We start from the raw sequence: 17,035 nt of genomic DNA, 5'->3' as shown, positions 1-17,035 counted from the left end.
GCTCACCTTTTTTATTTTATCCCCTATTGCTCGATTGATCGTGAGGGACCGTAACCGTAACGGATTTCTCCGCCGCGTTGCCCGCTTTGTCTTTTGCCGTGTACTTAATCGTATACGTTCGTCCATTCTTATTGCCGGACTTCTCTGCCCTCAATTTAAACGCCTCGTCAAACGTACCAAATTCGGCGCCTTGAATATCTCCGTTCGTTCCTTCCGCAAGCTTCTCGTTGCTTGTAATGGAGGTTAATACGACCGAATCGATGCCTGACAAAAGGTCTGTGCCTTTCACTACCGCTGTTACGTCAACCAGCTTACGATTAGCCGGCCAGAGCTCTGATTTATCCAGAACGACATTCAGTTCAGGAGCTGTCTTATCAATCTGGATCTTCACCGTACGGGGAACTTCTGCATTCCCTTTACGATCTTCACTCCAATAGACAAGGGTATGGACACCTTCCTCCGTCACTTGAGCGGTAGTCCCCTTCTGTACATCTCCTCCGTCTAACGTGTAATAAGTCGCGTCAACGCCGGAAATAATGTCCTTCGCCGTTAAGGTTACCGTCACATTATGATTCATCCAGCCTGATGGCGCATTATCGGTTGTAGTTGGAGCCGTATTGTCCACGAGGTAAATGTTAGGAGCATCCGGCTTCTCCATTCCGTTCCCCAGGTAAAAGCTTGTATGCGGCGGCTGGTTATAGCCGGTGTTCTGCCAAGCTACGCCTAACCGGTATACCGGATCATGCATCAGCGTGCGGATCTTCTGATCCGTTACGTCCGTCGTTGTATAGATGCGAAGCGCACTGCTGTCTTCGGTTCTCACAACGACCTCTTCTCTCCAGTCGCCCAGCAGATCGGCTTGCAGAGACGGATTGCCTTTTGTTCCGTTATTGGAATACGTACCGGTAAACGTCTCTAACCGAATTAGCGAGTTATTCTCGTAATCCCATTTATCAATTCTCGGAACACCGTTGCCGGTTGCGGTATTCCAGTTATGATCCAGCAGTTCTCGGCTTAGGTCGCCGTCCCACCAGATCGCAAAGTTGGAGGTCGGGATTTGGGTAGAGATCTTGGTACCTTCCGAGTTAAACATAAAGCCGTTTAAGTTATTTTCCGTTGCGGCCGACTTTGTCGCGTCAATGGCCCAGGACTCTTCGCCCTCGTATCTTGGATCCACGTCCGCCGACAAGCCCCTGCCCGTATCCGCGCCAACCTGGGGCTGACCGTATAACGGCTCTCCCGTCCGCGCGTCAAGCATGGTAGCCGAATACGGAGCTCCCGTCTCCTCCTGCACCGTCCATAGCTCAAGTCCAAGATGGGAAGGATTCAGGTCCCCGAGATGCATAGCGTCGCCATGTCCCAGCTTCGTACTCCACAGTAAAGTTCCGTCATCATTAACCGCCGTGTTGCCGGTTACAATCTCATCCTTGCCGTCCGCATCGATATCCGCCACGCTCAGCTGATGGTTGCCTTGTCCGTAACCAGGATTCGGAGAATCAAACTTCCACAGCTTGCTTAGTTCCCCGTCTCTCCAGTTGTACGCTGCCAGCACCATCCGCGTGTAATACCCGCGCTGCAGAATCAGGCTTGGATGCACCCCGTCCAGATAGGCAATCGCTGCGCCAAACCGATCAATCCGGTTGCCGTACGTATCTCCCCAATCTCCGATATTGCCTCTTGGCGGATCATAATCCTCCGTTTCCAGCGCCTTGCCTGTCACGCCTTCAAAAATCGTGAAGAACTCCGGCCCGTCAAGCACATAACCGCCGGAATTGCGATAATCGGCATTAGCGTCGCCAATCACGTTTCCCATACCGTCAACCGTTCCGTCGGCAGTACGGGCTGCTACCTCCGCCTTGCCGTCTCCATCCAGGTCGTAGACCATCGGATGCAGGTAGTGGGCTCCTGAACGAATATTTGGACCCATGTCGATTCTCCACAAGCGTGTACCGTCCATTTTGTAAGCATCCAGATACGTATTGCCGGTAATGCCTGCTTGGGAGTTATCCTTGGAGTTGCTTGGATCCCATTTCAGCACGATTTCGTATTTGCCGTCCCCGTCCAGATCGCCTACGGATGCGTCATTCGCCCGATACGTGTAAGCTTCTCCCACGCTTGTTACGCCATCGGCAGGCTTGTCGAGCGCTACGCTCAAATAATTCGTATTCCAAGGCCGCACCGTTTCGGAAGGCTCTTGCTCCGTTCCGTTCACAACCGCCCGGATATAATAGGACGAATCTGCCGTTCCGGTTTCATCCACATAGTTCGTACTGGATTGAACCGGAGCGAAGCTGATTTTCACCCCGTCACGGTATACGTTAAAGCCGATATGATCCGGTTCAGTGCCAAGGAACCGCCAGGAGAGGAAGACATGGCCTTCCTGCTCGACGGCAACCAGACCACGATCCAAGTCCTCCATCTGCCGGGCCGGCAGCAGCTGCGGTGTGGCCGTCACGGTTACAGGAGTTGACTCTGTCAGTTCTTCTCCCTCGTAAGCATAAACCCCCTTGACGTGAAACGTATACTCCTTGCCATTATCCAGACCGCCAACGGAAGCGATATACGTTCCTTTCGGTACCGTTGCGGCCAGTGTTTCCGTACCGTCTTCCTTTACATTGTAGATGTTGGCTTCTTGGTAAGCCGGATCGATCGGAGCCTTCCAGCCAATCAGTACCTTTCCGTCATGGCCTTCCGCTGCCAAATGCGTAACATCGGGAGCCTTGTCCAATTTTTTGACATTAATTGTGTAAGTACGGGCTACATCCGTATATTGCTTGGAAGCAACCGTAATGCTTACGGGCAATGAAGCACCGTTAATCGGCACATCAACCGAGGAACCGCTTTCAACCGAAGAGTCGCCAACCTTCAACTGAACGCCTTCCGCATAACTCGCCGTTGGCGTTACGGTAAGGACGTTTGCGGAATAAGGCATATCGATGGAGTAGTTATCATTTGTCGGGTCAAAAGCAAAGGAAGGAGCATAATCGCCGGCTTTAAGCTGAACACTCGCCAAAGCCAGATCAAGCGCCGTTACTTTCATATTCGCCAGATTGTAGCGTCCTCCGCCCGCATTGGTGAAGAAGCCGATGCTGCTGATCCGTTCTCTGGCGCTGTAGAAATTTTCGCTTGAGTTAACCGTACTTCCTGTATTTAAGTCCTTGATCGATAAGGTGTATCTTTTCTGCGGGATATTATAAACGAACGTAAACCGGTACCAATGCGTCGTGTCATACGAGACGAGGGTCGGTCCGTTCTGCATTTTGATCACGCCGCCATCCATCACCATGCGGGTAACGGCTGCGTTTGTCGCATTGACCTTCCCTTCCATCACCCAGAAGGTTCCGCCTTTGCTCGTTGGCATATTGACGTCAAACTGCAGAATCATTCCTCCGGTCTGAGGCGTAAAGCGTTGTCCGAAATAAGAGGAGCCGGTCAGATCATGGCTGATTGAAGCGTATTGCTGATTGGTATCCGGATTGTTAACAACCTCGATGACCGGGGCCGTCCCTTCCTTTGTCCAGTTGTTACCGCTTCCAATTGTAAGCGCCCCAACAGGATAGGCAGAGAAATTTTCATCGACAACAGCCGTGTCTGCGGCTAGTACTGGAGTAATATGCAGCGGTAAGAGGAAGGTAGAGAGTAAGCATATAAGGAGAAATTTTGCCAAAGGATTTTTGCGGCGTATGGCCTGCATCATTTTCAACCTCCAATTCATAGTAACAATCATAGGTAAAGATGGGGAATCCGTCTGCTCCTCCTTTCTTATCCTGTTGACTTGTACCTGTTACCTGAATATCACGGTATGCTTGTCTTGTTGAAATCCGAACCATGCCCATTGTAAGGGAACAACTGGTAAACCGCTATGCAAATATCCGACTTAAAGGTATAAATATCAGTGAACTCTTCTTTCGAAAAAACAAAAAAACGACGTTAGAGCTTGTCCGCTCCAACGTCGGTTTTTCCGCTTATTCGTGTGCCGCTTGCGGATGCTTCTTCTTCCATTCGTTCGTCCAAAGTCCCGCGCCAAGCACCGCAACAACCGCAATGGCGATCACGAGCCACTTGACGACCTGGTTTTCTTCGAACCAAGCCTTCCACGCCGGCTCATGGGTAATCATCTTTGATGCGGTATAGGCCAGCACGGCCGAGCCCGCGTAAATGATCCAAGGGAATTTGCTGAGCAGCTTGATAAACAAAGTGCTCCCCCAGACCACAATCGGAATACTGATAATCAGACCTATAATGACTAACAGCGTATGTCCCTGAGCGGCGCCCGCAACGGCAATGACGTTATCCAGCCCCATTGCCGCGTCCGCTACGATAATCGTCCACACGGAAGCCCAAAGCGTGTTTCCCGCCTTAATGTTCTCATGATCCTCTTCCTGCACAAGCAGCTTGTAAGCGATCCAGAGAAGAATGACGCCTCCGGCAACAAGCAGCCAAGGAATATTAAGCACATACACAACCAGCACGGTTGCAACGATCCGAAGCAGAATGGCTCCGCAGGTTCCGTAAAGGATAGCTTTCTTCTGCGTCTCCTTCGGGAGCCGTTTTGCCGCCATCCCAATCACAATCGCATTATCGCCGGCGAGAATAAGATCAATAAATACAATGGACAGTAGTGTGGTCAAAAATTCAAACGGCGTCAAGTCCAATGTCCAATTCCCCTTCTTTCTTGCATAATAAACAATAACATCAATTATTATAGTTTATTTTTCACGAGGGATGTAATATTTATTGATAAAATAAAATTAATGTTAATCATGCAAAGCCGTATGGCGTTTGTACAAGTCCTCCAGCACCATGCAAGCCATCGCTTCCACGACCGGCACAACGCGCGGGCAGATGCACGGATCGTGACGTCCAAGCGTTTGGATCGTATGCTCGTTGCCTTCTTCGTCAACCGTTTGCTGCGGAAGCGAGATCGACGACGTTGGTTTTACCGCGATACGGAAAACGATATCCTGACCCGTGCTAATGCCGCCAACGATGCCGCCGGCATTATTGGTCAAAAAGCCGTTTGCGTCCATCTCGTCGTTATGCTCGCTGCCGAACATGGTTGTTGCCGCGAATCCTGCGCCAAACTCGATGCCTTTAACCGCTCCGATGGACAGCATCGCTTTCGCAAGCTCCGCGTCCAGCTTGTCGAACGCCGGCTCGCCGATACCCGGCTTCACGCCGCGGATGATGCATTCCACCACGCCGCCGCAGCTGTTGCCCTTCGCCGCAAGATCCTCGACGAGCGTTACCATTCTTTCCGCTGCGTTTAGATCGGCTGTGCGCATCGGATTCTTCTCGATAACGGATTCGTCAAACGTCTCGCATTTAATGCCTCCCGCTTCTTTCGTGTAGGCTACGATGGAAACGCCGCGGCGTTCCAGAAGCTTGCGCGCGATAGCGCCTGCAGCCACGCGGCCCGCCGTTTCGCGGCCCGAAGCCCGGCCGCTTCCGCGGTGATCGCGATGGCCGTATTTTTGCACGTAAGTGAAATCGGCGTGACCCGGACGGAACAACCGGCGGTTCGCCTCGTAATCCTTGGATTTCATGTCGGTATTGTTCAGCATGACGGCCAAGGGAGCACCTGTTGTTTTGCCTTCGAAGACACCCGACAGAATGCGGATAATATCGTATTCCTTGCGCGGAGTCGTAACCGAGGATTGACCCGGCTTGCGGCGGTCCATCTGTATTTGAATATCCGCTTCCGTAAGCTCTACTCCCGGCGTAACGCCGTCAATAATAACGCCTACAGCCTCGCCGTGCGATTCGCCAAACGTGGTCATTTTGAAATGTGTGCCAAAGCTGCTTCCTGACATATGAAAAACCAACCTTTCTCTTTTGACTATCTCGATTAAATTCATTATAATTTCAAATGTGCAATAAATGAAATCATAATTCAATAGCCTTGCGATAGAGAGGGTTTATGTCAAACAGATTAAATAGCTTGGAAAGCTATCGGATATTTTTGTACACGGCAAGAACGGGCAACTTCACGAAAGCTGCCGAGTTTCTTCACGTTACGCAGCCATCGGTCAGCTATGCGATCAAGCAGCTGGAGGATTGCTTTGGCGTGAAGCTGTTTGACCGCGGCTCCAAGGGCGTGAAGCTTACGATGGAAGGGAAAGCGCTGCTGGACTATATCGAGCAATCCTTCCATCTGATCGAGCGCGGCGAGCGCAAGCTGCTGGAGCTTGCCAACTTGCACGGAGGCGATCTGCGCATCGGAGCGAGCGGCCCGATTATCAAGCATATCCTTCTTCCTTATATAGATAAGTTTCATGCGGAGCATCCGAATGTGCGGATCCGCCTCCAGCAAAGCAAGACAAACGAAATCTCCAAGCAGCTGAAGGAAGAAAATATCGACCTTGGCTTCGTCCACCTGCCCTTTGACGATCAGGAATTGGCGATTCAGCCGTTGATGTCCATACAGGACTGTTTCCTTGTTGGCGAGGCATACAAGGAGCTGGCAAGCCATGCGGTCTCGGTCCGCGAGCTGCTAAAGCTTCCTTTATTATTGCCTACGGCGGGCAGCAGTACCCGGCTTTTTGTCGAGCAATGGCTCGCCGGACACGGTATATATAAGGAACCGGATATTGAGCTGACCAGCACGGAGATGATTATCGAGTTTGCGCAGAGGGGCTACGGGACGGCCTTCCTTACCCGCCGGTTTGCCCAGCAGGAGCTGAATAGCGAATCGTTGTTCGAGGTGACATTGACGGAGGCCTTGCCATCCCGAGCGATCGGCGTCGTTACCCGTAAAGACGCTACTTTGCCGACCAGCTCGTCCGTTTTTCTCAAAGACGTCATGAATCAATGAGGCTCTGCAACCGCATTTGGAGGTTCGGTGTATGCCTAATCGAATCCCTTTTTCGAATGCTTGGAAACAAATATTTCTATTGCAGGAAATAGGCGCAATTGTTCAACGGAATGTCCTTGAATCGTTGTTGACTTGCGTGTTTAAGAGTTTTAACATATAGTGATAATCTTATATAATGGAGCGTTAGACATGAGCGAAAACAAACCTTACCGTATTCTTTTGTACTATAAATATGTTCACATCGACAACCCTGCCGAGTTTACCGCGGAGCATCTTCAATTCTGCAAGGACCTTGGCGTTAAAGGCCGCATTCTCATCTCCGAGCAAGGCATCAACGGTACTTGCTCCGGTACGGTTGAACAGACGGATGCCTACATCGCGCATATGCGCCAGAATCCGCTGTTTGCCGATATGGTATACAAGATTGACGATTCCGAGGGTCATGTATTCAAGAAGATCTTCGTCCGTCACAAGAAAGAGCTTGTTACCCTTCGTTACGACAAGAAGCTGGATCCGAACGTCCGCACGGGCAAGCATTTGAAGCCGGTAGAATTCTACGAGCAGCTGCAGCGCGATGACGTTATTATTATCGACGGCCGCAACGATTATGAATACGATATCGGACATTTCCGCGGCGCCATCCGCCCTACGGTTGAGTCGTTCCGCGAATTCCCGGAATGGATTCGCAAGAATCTGCCCGAAGACGCGAAGAACAAAAAGATTCTGACGTATTGCACGGGCGGCATCCGCTGCGAGACGCTGACCGGCGTTCTCCTGGAAGAAGGCTTCTCGGATGTTAACCAGCTGGAAGGCGGCATCGTCACTTACGGAAAAGACGAAACCGTTAAAGGCCGTCTGTGGGACGGTAAATGTTACGTATTCGACGAGCGTATTTCCGTGCCGATCAACCGGACGGAAGAAGATATTATCGTCGGCAAGTGCTACCACTGCGGCAAGCCGGAAGACCGCTATATTAACTGTGCCGACGATCTTTGCCATCGCAAGCATATTTGCTGCCCGGAGTGCGAAGCGGAGCATGAAAGCTACTGCGCGCCGGAATGCAAAGCGAATGACGAAGCACGTAAATTGAAAGTTATTTCTGGTCGGTGATTAGCAATGGGACTAGGACTGGTTGTTGTTGAGGTATGCACCCGCAACGAAATGGCCCTTCTGCCTCTTGAGGAGCTGGAAGAGAAATTTCCGGAAGCGGCGGTCATGCGAACGGATTGCCTCAATATGTGCAATCTGTGCCGCGCAAGACCTTATGCGATGGTGAACGAAACCCGGATTTACGCGGGCACCAAGGAAGAATGCCTCAAACAGGTTGAGGCAGCCGTGCAAGAGGAAATCAAACAGTTTTTTGGAGAATAACCAAATGAGCGAAAATAAACCATACCGAATTTTGCTTTATTATAAATACGTGCATATCGAGAACCCCGAGCAGGTAACGGCCGAGCATCTCCGCTTCTGCAAAGAGCTTGGCGTTAAGGGCCGTATTCTCATCTCCGATCAAGGCATTAACGGTACTTGCTCCGGCACCACCGAGCAGACCGATGCTTACATGGCGTATATGAACGAGCATCCGCTCTTCAAGGATATCACTTACAAGATCGACGAGTCCGAAGGACATGTGTTCAAAAAGCTGTTCGTCCGCCACAAGAACGAGCTTGTCACTCTGCGCTATAAGAAAAAGATGGATCCGAATGTTCTGACGGGCAAACGGCTGTCTCCGAAGGAATTTTACGAGCAGCTTCAGCAGGATGATGTCATTATCATCGACGGACGGAACGATTACGAATACGATATCGGACATTTCCGCGGCGCAATTCGCCCTACGGTTGAATCGTTCCGCGAATTCCCCGAATGGATCCGCAAGAACCTGCCGGAGGATGCAAAGAACAAACCGATCCTCACCTACTGCACCGGCGGGATCCGCTGCGAGACGCTGACCGGCGTTCTGCTGGAGGAAGGCTTTACGGATGTAGCCCAGCTGGAGGGCGGTATCGTTACTTACGGCAAGGACGAAGAAGTAAAGGGCCGTTTATGGGACGGCAAATGCTATGTGTTTGATGACCGGATTTCCGTGCCGATCAACCGGACGGAAGAGGATATCGTTATCGGCAAATGCCATCATTGCGGCAAGCCGGAGGACCGTTACGTCAACTGCGCGAATGTGACCTGCGACAAGCGTCATATCTGCTGCGAGGAATGCGAAGCGGAGCATAATCGTCATTGCTCGGAAGAGTGCAAACCGCATTAATCCATGAGCGCCGCAGGATGATTCCTGAGGCGCTTTTTTTCGTCTAAAGACCGATTCAACAACAGAATAAGGTATAAAGCTCACTCAATAGCATTGCCGTTAAGGCAACTGTTATAATAGAAAATGGAAAATAATTACTCGCGATGCGGCTGACCATGCTCACAACATCTACATAGGTAATCAAACGGGTACGGCTGAACAATTCTTATTGGCTTCGTTGATTTTTGAAGAGAGTGAAGTACATATTACGCATAAGGACAAAGAGATGGAGGCAGAGGTATCGGCCTTTATCGGTGATCGGCAATGGAGATCGGAAACTAAACAGACGATTACGGTTCACTATCGCTTCGATACGTCCAAGCAACGCTGGGAGGTTAACGGGTTAGATGTGAATAACCCCGTTATTCCAGTCAAGCTGCGCTCGGATCCGGCATAAAAAGGACAGTGACATCATTTGGCTAGCTCTTTGACCATGTAGATCAACAGCTCATCATCCACAAATACGTCTGTGCCGGGTTGAACCTCGACATTATTGCAGGTCAGCCCGTTGCCGTCCATGACGTATCCCCGTTTGCCGTACAACCTTTGGGCATTCCCGTAATCCTTATATAATCCGACGCCAAGCCCGATAGTCCTGAACGTTTCTGATGCTATGCGCTCCAGCTCGTCCAGCAGTTTGCTGGCGATTCCCTTTCTCCTGTACTCCTCAAATACGCTCAAATCATTTACTTCCGGTATCTTCCGCTCGGCAAAATACGGGTATTTGGATTCATAGATCAGATGACAACAACCCGCCACCTCATCTCCGTAAAAGGCTATCAAGGTTATTCGTTTCCCTGCGCGGTTCTCTTCCAAGCATCTGATATAATATTCGCCTTGCCGGTACCACGGAAAATGCGCGGCAAATTCCTTATTCAACAGTTCGGCCTCGTCCAGGCTGGATAGCTGTCTCAGTGAAATCCGATTGATCAATGGATACACCTCCATTTGAAATAAAGCGATATGGAGTATTTTACCACGCAGATTAAAGGCACAATAATTTTTTTCAATCCGCTTGACTTAAACCAAGGTTTAAGTCGTATGATATTCCCGTCGACAACAAATTGGAGGACTCCAGATGAACTATTATTCCATTGGCGAAGCTGCTGCCAAGTTAGACATACCGGAATCAACGATTCGTTATTATGAGAAAAAAGGGCTGCTGCCGCTGATGGAGCGTGATCATGCGGGCAGAAGGTTGTTTTCGGAAAATCAAATGGCATTGCTTGGAACGGTCATGTGTTTGAAAAACACGAATATGCCTATTCATGATATCAAGCAATATATCGATTGGGTCGTTGAAGGCGCCGGCACGGTTCCTCTTCGGCTTGAGATGCTGAACAGGCATAAGCAGGCTGTGCTGGCGCAAATGGCTTTAATGACCGAATCCCTCGAGGGAATCGAAGTAAAAATACAACGTTACATCAAACAAACGCAGGAGGCGCTAATATGAAACTTTCAGGAAACACGATTCTCATTACGGGCGGAAGCACGGGGATTGGATTGGCATTTGCGGAACGCTTCATGAAAGCCGGAAATACGGTTATTGTAACCGGACGGCGTGAACAAGTCCTTCAGGACGCGCAAGACAAGCTGCCCGGCCTCATAACAAAAGTCAGCGATTTGAGCAATGAAGCCGAGCGGATTGCCCTGTTTGATTGGGTCACGGCAACTTACCCGGACATCAACGTATTGGTGAACAATGCGGGGATTCAGCAGCGGTTCAGCGTGATAAAAGCGGATGCGAAAAACGACTGGGCGTATTTCAACAAAGAAATTTCCACCAACATTGAAGCCCCCCTTCACCTTGCGATCCTGTTTGCTCCGTTTTTTACGGAAAAAGAGAACGCGGCCATTATCAATGTGACATCGGGCCTAGCCTTTACGCCATTCGCCATCGCACCGATCTATTCGGCTACAAAGGCAGCTCTCCATTCCTTTACGATAAGCCTGAGACATCAGCTCTCGGAAACTTCCGTAGAGGTCATCGAGGTTGCCCCTCCGGCCGTTAATACCGACTTGGGCGGCACGGGTCTCCATGTCCATGGCGAGCCTCTCGACGCCTTTGCCGACGGTATCTTCCAAGGACTTCGGGAAGGCAAATCCGAGATTGGCTACGGCACCTCGGTCGACCGTCTCCGCATGTCCCGCGACGATATCGACAAGTACTCCGAAAGCATGTATCAAGCCACCAAAAACATGATCGATTAACCAACCGATCCTGCTATCCCACTATAACTAACTAACTAACACAGCAAAGGAGCTGCCGCAATGGCCAGCTCCTTCTTTCTTTTTATTCTTTTTTTGTGATGGCTTTTTCAAATTTCAAAATGGTTGGTAAAACGAAGCTGCTTGAATGATTCTGGAAAAGCGGAGCGTTCGCCTTTGTTCCCGGATTCCCACCGTTACAATATAAATTCAAGGAATCCGGGAACAACAGCGATTGGAAGAACATTCGACTGCGCAGTTTTACAGTACCATTTGATCATAATTTGACCATGCGCATCACAATTTCCTGTACTGGTTAGGCGACTGCCCCTCAAACTTCTTAAACACCTTGCTGAAATATTTATCGTCGTCATAGCCGACCATTTCGGCGATCTGCGCGATTTTGAGATTCGGATTTTGCAGCAGCAGCTTTGCTTTCTCGACGCGGATGCGGCCCAGGTAATCAAAGACATTCTCGCCCATCTCCTGCTTGAAGCGGCGTGAAATATACTCTCTGCTCAAATAGAATCTTTCGGAAATATCCTGCAAGGTAACCTCCCGGTTATAATTCTGCTCCATGTATCGGGCGATATCCCGCATAATGCTATGCTCTTTATTGCCGCCTGCCCCGGTTAATGCCGCAAACGCCATCAGCCCGTTCAACAGCTCACGCCTGCAGAGCTCCAGCGATAACCTGCCCTGCTCGTCCAGCAATACGACTAACGGCAGACCGGGAGACGGCTCCGCTCCTGCCTGAATATCCTGCTTGGCCGCAAGCTCCTGCCGCCAGCGGCTCAGCATGGATTCATATTCGAAGCGCCACAGCTCAATCTGCTCTTGGGTGATGACCGGCAGCTGCCGAGCCGCCTCCAGGAAGCCCTCGACGGCCGTTTCGATCTCCTTCTCCTTGCCGCTCCACACCGCAAGACGGAACCGCTCTTCATAAGCGGCAATGCTTAAGGAATGAATACCCGATTTATACCCCTTCTCGCTGCAATGGATATAGCTGTTGTCCTCGAGCAAGTTGCGCTGCTTCAGCGCGGCTCTTGCCTCCTGGTAAGATAACGATAACCCGGCTGGAAAAGCCTGCTTATGCCCCACACCGTAGTGGAATCGGCCATGAATCGAATTCACGATTCCTTCCGTAATAAGCGCCAGCAAGTCCTCCCATTCTGCCAGCCGGTCCCACAGCAGGATAATAATTTCATGCTCGCTGTTCCAATAGCGGAACGCAAAGCCGCCATTTTTCTGCTTTAATATTTCGTTGCACACATTGATCAGGCAAAAAGTGAGCAAATCGCGGTTTCCGTCAAATTTGCGGGAGATTTGAGGCTCCAGCATTCCCGTGCTAAGAATAATAACCCGGCACTCTGTGGCGCGGTCAAGCCGAAACTCCTCCTTCAGCACGGCCGGAACCGTCACTTGCCCGCCGGCCCCGGCTTCGCTGATCATCGTCGAGAACAGCTTATCCCGGTATACGGGCTTAATCTGGTTGATCTCGATGCTGCGCTGCTGGTCAAGCCGGCGGGCCCGATCCTCCTGCTCCCAGCTCTGCTTGGCTTTCTGCAAAGCTTCCGTCAGCTGTTCCGGATCAATCGGCTTGAGCAAATAATCTTGTCCGCCGTATTTCATCGAGCTGCGCACCAGGTGGAAATCATCGTAGCCGCTGATAACGATCGTTTTGCTTTTCCGCCCTTGCTCCTTCATCCAGGCCAGCAGCTCTACCCCATCCCGATTGGGCATTCGCATATCGGTAATGACGATTTCCGGCTGCATGCTCCCCAGCATTTCAATGGCGGAATCGCCGTTATCGGCTTCATAAATTTCCTTGATTCCGAGCTGCTCCCAATCAATCAGCAGCTTGACCGCTTCGCGCACATGCTGTTCGTCGTCTACAATGAGTATTTTCATGCTCGTTCCTCCAGCTCTTGCACAGGTATTCGCAAGGTCACGGTAAATCCGCCCGACGGCGAAGAGTCCATGCTCATTTCCGCTTCCTCGTTGTAATAAAGCTTCAGCCTCATCCATACGTTGCTGATGCCGATGCTCTTCTGCTCCTCAAGCAGCGCTCCGGTGGAACGGAATAACAGCTGCCTCAGCTCCCGCAGCTTGTCCGGATCCATCCCGCTTCCGTTATCCTCGATCCGAACGGTCAGCCATGTGCCTTCATCCGTCACTTCCGAGAACAAACGCAATACGCCGTTCCGCCCGGAGGTTTCATAGCCATGCTTGAAGTAGTTCTCGACGAGCGGCTGCAGCAGCATTTTGGGCACCTGCACCGGAAGAGAAGCCGGATCGATATCGTAATGCACGGTCAGCTGTTCATTGAATCTTTGCTGCTGCAGCTCAAGATAGGCCTTCGCGTGATTGAGCTCCGTGGCAAATGGCACGATCGACTCGCTTGTGTTCATATTGTACCGCATCATTTTGGCAATGGAAGTGATAAGCGAATACACCTTAGGAGCTCCGGCATGAAGAGCCAGCGTTCCGATGGACTGCAGGGCATTGTACAGGAAATGCGGATTGATCTGCGCCTGCATGGCCCTTAGCTGATTCGTCTTGTTGGCAATTTCAAGCCGGTATTCGCTGTTGATCAATTCCCGGATCGTCTGGATCATCGTGTTGAAGCGCCTTGCCAATATGCCGATCTCATCCTTCCGGTCCACCGGCACCACGACATTGAAATTCCCGGACTGCACTTGATTGATATGCCCGATCAGCCGCTTGATCGGCTTCGTGAACTGATAGCTGACGAGGAAGCTCGCGATGACGGCAAGCACCATAAAGATCGCGATAACCGACGTATTGATCGTCCGGATCGCCGTTGCGCTTTCGTACAGATACGAGTACGGAAGCTGCTTTACGACAACCCAGTCCATGTAATTGGTACTGAGTGTATCATAAATGACAATGCCGGAAAAAGACTGGTCTTTCCATTTGATCACGCCATTCTCCTGTTGGGAGGCAAGTACCTGGTCCGTCCATTTGAGCTGGGCCTGGTCCTCCTGCCCATTCACCGAGCATACAAAATTGCGGCTGCGATCGATAATATACAGCTGCTCCTCGGCCGACATCGTCAGCTGCCTGCAGATTTGATTCAACTCATCCGACTTGACGTCCATCGACAAATAACCGATCACTTCGTCGCTTGGCGTCCTGATAATCGGCCGGCGCAGAGTGAAAACGCTTTCCTCTTTGACGGCATGGCTCCAGTCCAGATTGTAATGCTCGCTCGTGTGCGTAGCCTCCACAAACGGCTTCGGGCTTGCACCATGCTCCGTTGGCCATTCCAGCGGCTGATTGATTCCTCTGCGGAAAAATCCGCGGGCCATCAGATAGGTCAGCTTGCCATCGCCGATCTGCAGCTGGATTTGATGAATCCCGTTCGTAGACTGATAAATGTTCAGCATATGGGAGTAAATCTGCAAATTATTTTTTTCGTCGAATAACGGTACGTTTACGCTTGGCGACTGGCCCCGCTCAATCAAGGCATAGAGCGAATTGGACTTGTTGATGTTCAGGTACACGTCGAGCGAGTTCTCGTTGATCTTGTCCATGTAGCCCAGGATGTTGTTTTTGCCCAGCGCAAGCAGGTTCTGATTCTCGTGAATCGATTGCTGGGTCACCTTATCCTTGATGTAATAATTCGAGATAATCATCGATACGGTAATCGGAATAATCGTGACGGCAAGCAAGAGCGCCATCAGCTTCCGGTTAATGCTTGTTGCGAACGCAAACATGACGTCCTACCCCCAAGGTCAATATATTACACCTAACCCATCATATCTATCGGTGGTTCAAATTTCAATAACTGTTTATAGTCTAGCTATACACCGATGCTGATAGCCGCATTACGAAGGGGGACTCCAATTGAACTTACGAAAAAGATCAAACGAATGGATACAGCAGCTTGTATTTGTCGGACCGGGCATGATCGTCTTCACGATTATCGTGCTTATTCCGTTCCTGCTTGGCTTCTACTTTTCCTTCACGGAGTGGAATGGCCTGGATCTCGACAAAGCGAAATGGATCGGCATGGACAACGTCCACCGCATCTTTACGAACGATGACAAATTTTGGGCATCCTTTAAATTCACGCTGGAGTTTACCGTCGTTACCGTGGTCGTGACCAATATTCTCGCCCTTATACTAGGACTTCTGCTGACCCGGCCGATGCGGGGACGAAATACGCTCCGCACGATATTCTTCCTGCCGAACATGATTGGCGGCATTCTGCTTGGTTACATCTGGCAATTCATTTTCACCAAAGGCTTCAAAACCATCGGCGAAATGACCGGCTGGCATTTCTTCGAGCTTCCTTGGCTCGGTACGCCGGAGACCGGCTTCTGGGGACTCGTTATCGTCTTCGTCTGGCAGACGACCGGCTACATGATGGTTATTTACATCGCGGCGATCGTCGGCGTGCCGAAGGACTTGATGGAAGCCGCAACGATTGACGGAGCGACCTATTTCCAAACCGTCCGCAAAGTGATCATGCCGCTTGTGATGCCGGCCATTACCGTCTGCTTGTTCCTGACGACATCCGGCGCGTTCAAAATGTTCGACCTGAACCTTTCGCTAACCAAAGGCGGTCCGGGCACTTCCACCCAATCGCTTGCTTATAACATTTATGCCGAGGCGCTTGTCAACAACCGTTACGGGCTTGGCACCGCCAAAGCGATGCTGTTCTTCTTTGCCGTATCCATCATTGCCGTCACGCAAGTGTGGCTGACCAAACGGAAGGAGGTAGAAGCGTAAATGACAGCTTCCCGTTCCCGGCTTTGGGCCGTTGCAGCTGCAGCAATATTGCTCGCTCTGCTTTTCATAGCTCCTTTTTATTTCGTCCTTGTCAATTCGGTTAAAGCGCTTGGCGAGATTATGGTGGACGCCGCTTCTCTTCCGGACAAGTACCTGTTCTCGAATTACTCGAAGGTATGGGATATTATTAAATTCCCGAAAGCCTTGCTGAACTCGGTCCTGATTACCGGTATCAGCGTAACCGGCATTGTGATCATCAGCGCCATGACGGGCTACCGGCTTGTACGCAAGCCAACCGTGTTCAACAAAATCCTGTTCACGGCGTTTATCTCGGCCATGATCATTCCGTTCCAGTCGGTCATGCTGCAGCTGGTACGCGTAACAAGCTTCCTGGAGCTCCGGGCCAACATGTTCGGGATTGTCATCTGTTATCTCGGCTTTGGCTTATCGCTTTCGGTCTTCCTGTTCCACGGCTTTATCAAAAGCGTCCCGCTTGAGATTGAAGAAGCGGCTGTCGTTGACGGATGCTCGCCATACGGCGTATTTTGGCGGATCGTGTTCCCGCTGCTGCGTCCGATTATGGTAACTGTCATCATTTTGAACGGCCTTTGGATCTGGAACGACTACCTGCTGCCGGTGCTGATTATCGGTTCGAATAAAGATCTGACGACCATCCCGCTTGCGATTACCCGCTTCTTTGGGCAATATACGAAGCAATGGGATCTGGCTCTCGCCGGTTTGACCATGGGCATTACGCCTATCATTATCATGTTCCTTATGCTGCAAAAGCATATTATCGAGGGGATCTCTTCGGGATCTCTCAAAGGGTGAGAAAACCTCTATCGAGGCTTCTCTATGTTTCGAGTTCTCCGAAACGTATAAATTCTATTGTGGTAATATCAATATTTTGCACTTTTCATGACAAAAACGTCTGTGTTTCTTGGCTTTAAGCTTCC

15 protein-coding genes are annotated in these 17,035 nt (G+C 50.7%); 9 read left to right on the top strand and 6 right to left on the bottom strand.

Features of this window, described 5'->3' with window-relative positions:
- Window positions 1-16 precede the first annotated feature (16 nt).
- The 3 genes from FHT67_RS30295 to aroC all read right to left on the bottom strand — a co-directional run bounded on the left by FHT67_RS30295 (window position 17) and on the right by aroC (window position 5,813).
- The gene (locus tag FHT67_RS30295) at window positions 17-3,697 is read right to left on the bottom strand and encodes a rhamnogalacturonan lyase family protein (protein WP_167195794.1); all 3,681 of its coding nucleotides are present in this window, start codon (window positions 3,695-3,697) and stop codon (window positions 17-19) included.
- Window positions 3,698-3,965: 268 nt separating this feature from the next.
- Complete coding sequence (locus tag FHT67_RS03655; RefSeq protein WP_481856670.1) at window positions 3,966-4,631, bottom strand: TerC family protein; 666 nt, start codon at window positions 4,629-4,631, stop codon at window positions 3,966-3,968.
- 126 nt (window positions 4,632-4,757) lie between these two features.
- Window positions 4,758-5,813 carry a chorismate synthase gene (gene aroC, locus FHT67_RS03650; protein WP_167195791.1) on the bottom strand — a complete coding sequence of 352 codons (1,056 nt, stop codon included), beginning with the start codon at window positions 5,811-5,813 and terminating at the stop codon, window positions 4,758-4,760.
- A gap of 107 nt (window positions 5,814-5,920) precedes the next feature.
- Here aroC and FHT67_RS03645 point away from each other — a divergent pair, with 107 nt between their 5' ends.
- The 5 genes from FHT67_RS03645 to FHT67_RS03625 all read left to right on the top strand — a co-directional run bounded on the left by FHT67_RS03645 (window position 5,921) and on the right by FHT67_RS03625 (window position 9,510).
- Window positions 5,921-6,814 (top strand): LysR family transcriptional regulator, encoded by an 894-nt coding sequence (locus FHT67_RS03645; RefSeq protein WP_167195788.1) that lies wholly within the window; start codon window positions 5,921-5,923, stop codon window positions 6,812-6,814.
- A gap of 189 nt (window positions 6,815-7,003) precedes the next feature.
- Window positions 7,004-7,924, top strand: a complete 921-nt coding sequence (gene trhO, locus FHT67_RS03640; RefSeq protein ID WP_167195785.1) for an oxygen-dependent tRNA uridine(34) hydroxylase TrhO — start codon at window positions 7,004-7,006, stop codon at window positions 7,922-7,924.
- Between the two features lie 6 nt (window positions 7,925-7,930).
- Window positions 7,931-8,185, top strand: coding sequence for a DUF1450 domain-containing protein (locus tag FHT67_RS03635; protein ID WP_132304016.1), 255 nt, complete (start codon window positions 7,931-7,933; stop codon window positions 8,183-8,185).
- 4 nt (window positions 8,186-8,189) lie between these two features.
- Entirely contained in the window at window positions 8,190-9,074 is an 885-nt protein-coding gene (trhO, locus tag FHT67_RS03630; protein WP_167195781.1) for an oxygen-dependent tRNA uridine(34) hydroxylase TrhO, read from the top strand.
- A 208-nt stretch (window positions 9,075-9,282) separates the two neighbouring features.
- Window positions 9,283-9,510 (top strand): hypothetical protein, encoded by a 228-nt coding sequence (locus FHT67_RS03625; RefSeq protein ID WP_132304012.1) that lies wholly within the window; start codon window positions 9,283-9,285, stop codon window positions 9,508-9,510.
- Window positions 9,511-9,524: 14 nt separating this feature from the next.
- Here the strand turns inward: FHT67_RS03625 and FHT67_RS03620 are convergent, their stop codons facing one another.
- Window positions 9,525-10,046: a GNAT family N-acetyltransferase gene (locus FHT67_RS03620; RefSeq protein WP_167195778.1), complete on the bottom strand. Its 522-nt coding sequence runs from the start codon at window positions 10,044-10,046 to the stop codon at window positions 9,525-9,527.
- 145 nt (window positions 10,047-10,191) lie between these two features.
- On the opposite strand from FHT67_RS03620, the gene FHT67_RS03615 reads away from it, so the two are divergent.
- The gene (locus FHT67_RS03615) at window positions 10,192-10,566 is read left to right on the top strand and encodes a MerR family transcriptional regulator (RefSeq protein WP_132304008.1); all 375 of its coding nucleotides are present in this window, start codon (window positions 10,192-10,194) and stop codon (window positions 10,564-10,566) included.
- Window positions 10,563-11,324: an SDR family oxidoreductase gene (locus FHT67_RS03610; protein WP_167195775.1), complete on the top strand. Its 762-nt coding sequence runs from the start codon at window positions 10,563-10,565 to the stop codon at window positions 11,322-11,324. The genes FHT67_RS03615 and FHT67_RS03610 overlap by 4 nt, the downstream gene beginning before the upstream one ends.
- A gap of 294 nt (window positions 11,325-11,618) precedes the next feature.
- Here FHT67_RS03610 and FHT67_RS03605 read toward each other — a convergent pair whose 3' ends face one another.
- Both FHT67_RS03605 and FHT67_RS03600 read right to left on the bottom strand, forming a co-directional pair.
- On the bottom strand, window positions 11,619-13,232 hold the full coding sequence (locus tag FHT67_RS03605; RefSeq protein WP_167195772.1) for a response regulator: 1,614 nt from the start codon (window positions 13,230-13,232) through the stop codon (window positions 11,619-11,621).
- Entirely contained in the window at window positions 13,229-15,061 is a 1,833-nt protein-coding gene (locus FHT67_RS03600; protein ID WP_167195769.1) for a cache domain-containing sensor histidine kinase, read from the bottom strand. The genes FHT67_RS03605 and FHT67_RS03600 overlap by 4 nt, the downstream gene beginning before the upstream one ends.
- 130 nt (window positions 15,062-15,191) lie before the next feature.
- On the opposite strand from FHT67_RS03600, the gene FHT67_RS03595 reads away from it, so the two are divergent.
- Together FHT67_RS03595 and FHT67_RS03590 are read left to right on the top strand one after the other, a co-directional pair.
- Complete coding sequence (locus FHT67_RS03595; protein WP_208403101.1) at window positions 15,192-16,079, top strand: carbohydrate ABC transporter permease; 888 nt, start codon at window positions 15,192-15,194, stop codon at window positions 16,077-16,079.
- Window positions 16,080-16,910, top strand: coding sequence for a carbohydrate ABC transporter permease (locus tag FHT67_RS03590; protein ID WP_132303998.1), 831 nt, complete (start codon window positions 16,080-16,082; stop codon window positions 16,908-16,910).
- Window positions 16,911-17,035 lie beyond the last annotated feature (125 nt).

Origin of the sequence: Paenibacillus sp. BK720 (assembly GCF_011761545.1) — a bacterium.
Lineage (GTDB): Bacteria > Bacillota > Bacilli > Paenibacillales > Paenibacillaceae > Pristimantibacillus.
This window is presented reverse-complemented; position numbering and strand designations above follow the sequence as displayed.

Excerpts from the sequence above, each read along its gene's own strand:
- FHT67_RS03610 (WP_167195775.1), top strand. The coding sequence starts at position 10,563 with ATGAAACTTTCAGGAAACACGATTCTCATTACGGGCGGAAGCACGGGG.
- trhO (WP_167195785.1), top strand. The coding sequence starts at position 7,004 with ATGAGCGAAAACAAACCTTACCGTATTCTTTTGTACTATAAATATGTT.
- trhO (WP_167195781.1), top strand. The coding sequence starts at position 8,190 with ATGAGCGAAAATAAACCATACCGAATTTTGCTTTATTATAAATACGTG.
- FHT67_RS03635 (WP_132304016.1), top strand. The coding sequence starts at position 7,931 with ATGGGACTAGGACTGGTTGTTGTTGAGGTATGCACCCGCAACGAAATG.
- FHT67_RS03605 (WP_167195772.1), bottom strand. The coding sequence starts at position 13,232 with ATGAAAATACTCATTGTAGACGACGAACAGCATGTGCGCGAAGCGGTC.
- aroC (WP_167195791.1), bottom strand. The coding sequence starts at position 5,813 with ATGTCAGGAAGCAGCTTTGGCACACATTTCAAAATGACCACGTTTGGC.
- FHT67_RS03615 (WP_132304008.1), top strand. The coding sequence starts at position 10,192 with ATGAACTATTATTCCATTGGCGAAGCTGCTGCCAAGTTAGACATACCG.
- FHT67_RS03645 (WP_167195788.1), top strand. The coding sequence starts at position 5,921 with ATGTCAAACAGATTAAATAGCTTGGAAAGCTATCGGATATTTTTGTAC.
- FHT67_RS30295 (WP_167195794.1), bottom strand. The coding sequence starts at position 3,697 with ATGATGCAGGCCATACGCCGCAAAAATCCTTTGGCAAAATTTCTCCTT.
- FHT67_RS03590 (WP_132303998.1), top strand. The coding sequence starts at position 16,080 with ATGACAGCTTCCCGTTCCCGGCTTTGGGCCGTTGCAGCTGCAGCAATA.
- FHT67_RS03600 (WP_167195769.1), bottom strand. The coding sequence starts at position 15,061 with ATGTTTGCGTTCGCAACAAGCATTAACCGGAAGCTGATGGCGCTCTTG.